Source organism: Ensifer sp. SSB1 (assembly GCF_016652895.1).
In the GTDB taxonomy this organism is placed as follows: domain Bacteria; phylum Pseudomonadota; class Alphaproteobacteria; order Rhizobiales; family Rhizobiaceae; genus Ensifer.
Window position 1 is genome coordinate 1 of record NZ_JAEPRP010000061.1, and the last position, 3,790, is coordinate 3,790.

The window sequence follows — 3,790 nt, forward strand, 5'->3', positions numbered from 1 at the left end:
GGTGGCGATGTTCACCCAGCCCTGCCGGAAGACCACTTTCGCCTCTTTCGTCTTGATCAAGCTCTCGATCGCCTTTAACAGGATGACCTTGGCGATCATTTCTCGGTACCAGCGTGTGTCCAGCGGGTTCGGGACAATGGCGGGATCCTCGTCTAGCGCATCCATGAACGCCTTGAAGTTTTTTTCGCCCGCCATTGCCACTTGATTCGGCTTTCCACGCCATGCCTCATGGTATTTGGCGATGTCGTTTTTTGTGAGCTTCCGCTTCGGTGAGATCATTTCTTTCAGTTTGCGCCGCTTCGCTGGACTATTGCCCTCCCTTAGCAACATCACGTTGTACGCCCCTGCGGCCCGCTCGTAGAACCACCGCGTGGCACCGTCAGGGCACCATGTTTCATTCGCAAGCTTCTCCAGTTGGACATGGAAGGGACGGTTCGCTGACAAGTCGGACAACTTTACGGCGTTCTGGCTGTTCGCGTAGCGGGAGACATTGCTGATCAGGCGTTCACGCGGGTCATCCTCCGATCCCTTCAGAATGATGATCTTTGCCGGCACCATTACATGGCTCAGATCAATGGTGCGGTCATCCCTCGAGGCGAAGTAGAGGGTGGAGGTGGTCTGACCGCCGTTAACAATCTGCATGCCCTTGATGAAAGAAAGGCCGAGATTGCCGTCGCTGGTTCGCTCAAACGCCGCCTCATCGCAGACCAAGACGAGACCGTTATTGAACGCAAGAAAGTGCTCGGGCTCCTTCTTCAGTGTTTCGATAATGCCCTTGTTGGTTGGCTTCTTGGTGCCGAGAAAGGTCCGAACGTTGGCTTCAAGAAGGCGGCTTCCGAAGCGAAGATAAAGATCGCGAATCAGCTGTCCGGGGATAGCAGTCAGGGCATATTCGTAGTCGGCGTCAGGGTCGGGAACGTGGACGCTTGGTAGCGGATGACCTATCGACTGAACGAAGCTGACGGCGAGTTCGTCACGTGGTTTGCCTTCGGTGTGACGGAAGAGGCGTTCGATGTCCATGGCCTCTACTGCCACCAGCTTTTGCTGGACTTCCTTGTTAGAGAACCGCTTGGTTTTCGTGCGCCCATCGGTGATCACGAAGACGCGAAGTCGGTCCAGTTCGCCCCACCGGGAACGGATCGTCGCAACGAGGTCGCGGACCGGATGGGTCGGATCGATCCTTGCATCCAGGCTTCCGCTCGCCGCTCTGAAAAGAAAGCGCACCCCCTCACTTGCGGTTGCCGTTGCATCGGCATCCTTGATTTCGATCAGCTCATCAGAGCCGGAATAGTGCGTTACAAACAAGTCAAGGGCTGTTTCGTCGGAGCTGAGGGCATAGCCTGTGATGCGAAGCTTCGCGTTGCCGATCATTCCGTTCCAGTGGCAAACGGTCGGAGAGTCACAAATTCCGGTTTCGGCGACATGCTCCATGACCGTTTCTGCAAAGACGAGCTCTTCCGAAGGAAAGGGACCCTCGCCAGCCTCCACGCGCTCGGCGATGATTGTCTGCAGGTCGGAACGGAAGTTGCGGTGAAATTCTTCAAGGCTCATGTCAGTCCAATCCATATGCGTTGAGCAGCTCCGGAACTCCGATCGAAGGGACTTCCAGGGCATCGAGGTCGAGCACGTACGCGGCCGAGCGGACGGCGGCCGGGAGCGCGGCGCGAGTGAGGCGTGGCATGTCGCCTTCCGAATGGAAGGCCTTGGCATCCTTCAATGTCAGCGTGCGGCCATAGAGTGGCGCATGTTCTTCGAGGTAACCCATCACCATCAGCAGCGCCTCGAAGCCGCGCTGAACGCCGGCCTGCGAGAACCTCTTGCGGAGTGCAGACACGAGATCGACGAGCGAGATCCCGTCCGTGTTTTCCTCGAAGCGAAAGGCGCAGAGGAAGATGGGCGCCCTGTCACCATCCAGCTGCTCGATGCTGTTTATCCGCGCGAGAAAGCTGCCGGTCCTGACCGTGCTCTTCACTTCGATCGCGCCGCTGCGCACGTGAAAATCCTGCGCTGCACGCAACGGCCCCTGCCAACAGTCGAGAGCACCGGCTCCAAGGGAAGTGTCAGTGAGCAACCTGAGCATCCACAGCTCGCCGAGCAGGCCGATCTGAGCATCTGACGACAAGGGACGGTGCGTTCGAGCCATGAACGCCTGCCATTCCCTGACTCGTTCCAGGAAAGCTTCGATGACGTCCCGGTTCGCCGGGCTGGCAGCAACTTCGAGCACCCGCAAGACATCGACGACCATGATGGCGAACATGTCCGGCGATCCCTCCGGCCGCCTCACCAGTGCGATGGCCGTCCTCCCGGCAAACACGGTCTGACCTTCAATAGGGACCACATCGAAGCCCTTGCCTTCTGGCAGCCGCGCCGGATTGGCCGACCAAGATCCGGGAAACGAAACGATCAGCGCCTCCAGCCCGAGGGGAAAGTGGCAACCAGCTTCAACCGAAACGGCGCCAATTCCGGTGAGGCGGACGAATCGCCAGTCTTCACCGGCTTCCTGGCGCGCGAGCGCTCGCCACGCACGTGCGAGTCCCTCTTCAGTCCACCCACTCATTTAGGCCTCCCCACAGGACGCTGTTGGCGATGTACCTCGAGTTGGAGACCCTTCTTTCGGAAGTGCTTGACGGGAAACTAATTGCCCAGGCCACGACGGGATCGGCGTCCTTCAACTCATCGACACCGGCACCCTCGGGATCGAGCAAATAGAGCATCAGCAAGCCGCGTTCCCGGCGAGCCGTAATGCCCGCTTCCGGGACGCCTTCTCCGAGAACCCGACGGATCTGCGGGCCTCTGGGTTCGGACGGTGGCTCCTTGCCCTCGTTTCGATCAGTGTCGTTGCGCCAAGTCTTCTGGCTGAGATCGAGGGCAGCCTTCCACTCCGCCTCGGTCAGATCGATGGCCTGATCTCGCGGCGAGATGAGGGTCTTGATCGAATATCGATCCGCGTGTTCGGTCGTGCGCTTGCGCTGGAGCATGTTGACCGAACACCCGCCAACCGCGCGATGCTTGTCGTCCGGGCCGCTGTCTTTCCCGATCAGCGCCACGGTCCAGTTCGTGAGCTCCCGGTCCTTCTTCATCTCCTCGATGAAATCCGCGATCAGCGGGCTCATGATCCGGAAGCTGGCCGGGTGGGTCCTGTACTCCCGGAGGAACGAGATGACGCTCAGGGCATGGACATCCCGCCACAGGTGCCCGTTCCACTTCTGACCCTCTGGCACGAAGTGCTGGTGGTTCAGGTCCTTCGATTGGCCAAGTGCGCTGATGAAGCGATCCGTGGCCTTGAAATTTGCCGTGATGTCGTCTTTCCGGTTCGGGAACACGATGGTTTGCAGCAGATCGCCGGAATAGGTCAGCTGCATCGCGCGAGCATTTCTCATCTTCGCCCGCGAGGTCACGGTAAGCACGGAGTGGGATTTCACGCGCAGGCCGAACTGCTTGGGCGTGGCGCCGGCCGCGACCATATTGTCGAACTCCTGGCGCAGCTCTTCGGCGGCATCAGCGATGTGGCCGAACCACTCCACCATTTCCTGCGACGTGTAGAGGCGGCAGACATCGAGGTAGCCATCGCGGTAGCCGAACCACCGACCCATCTGCATGAGGGTATCGTACATGCGCGCGGTTCGCAGGAAGTAGCTCGTGCAGAGACCTTCGAGCGTCAGACCACGCGCCAGCTTGTCGCCGCCGATAGCGATCACCTTGAGGCCGGTGCCGTCGTTCTCGGCATAATCGAGAGCGTCCTTCGCCGTGCCGTTGATCTCGCGCACGCGGATGTCAGACAGGACATCGG

At 59.6% G+C, this 3,790-nt stretch carries 3 protein-coding genes; all 3 read right to left on the bottom strand.

The window, feature by feature from the left end:
• A partial coding sequence (locus tag I8N66_RS16665; protein WP_291155439.1) for an AIPR family protein occupies nt 1-1,551 on the bottom strand: 1,551 nt, incomplete at its 3' end.
• A gap of 1 nt (nt 1,552) precedes the next feature.
• Nucleotides 1,553-2,557, bottom strand: a complete 1,005-nt coding sequence (locus tag I8N66_RS16670; RefSeq protein ID WP_291155442.1) for a PD-(D/E)XK motif protein — start codon at nt 2,555-2,557, stop codon at nt 1,553-1,555.
• Nucleotides 2,541-3,767: a Z1 domain-containing protein gene (locus tag I8N66_RS16675; protein WP_291155445.1), complete on the bottom strand. Its 1,227-nt coding sequence runs from the start codon at nt 3,765-3,767 to the stop codon at nt 2,541-2,543. Before I8N66_RS16675 ends, I8N66_RS16670 begins: the two co-directional genes overlap by 17 nt.
• Nucleotides 3,768-3,790 lie beyond the last annotated feature (23 nt).

What these genes read in the sequence shown, in the direction of transcription:
- I8N66_RS16670 (WP_291155442.1), bottom strand. Translation starts at nt 2,557, where the DNA reads ATGAGTGGGTGGACTGAAGAGGGACTCGCACGTGCGTGGCGAGCGCTC.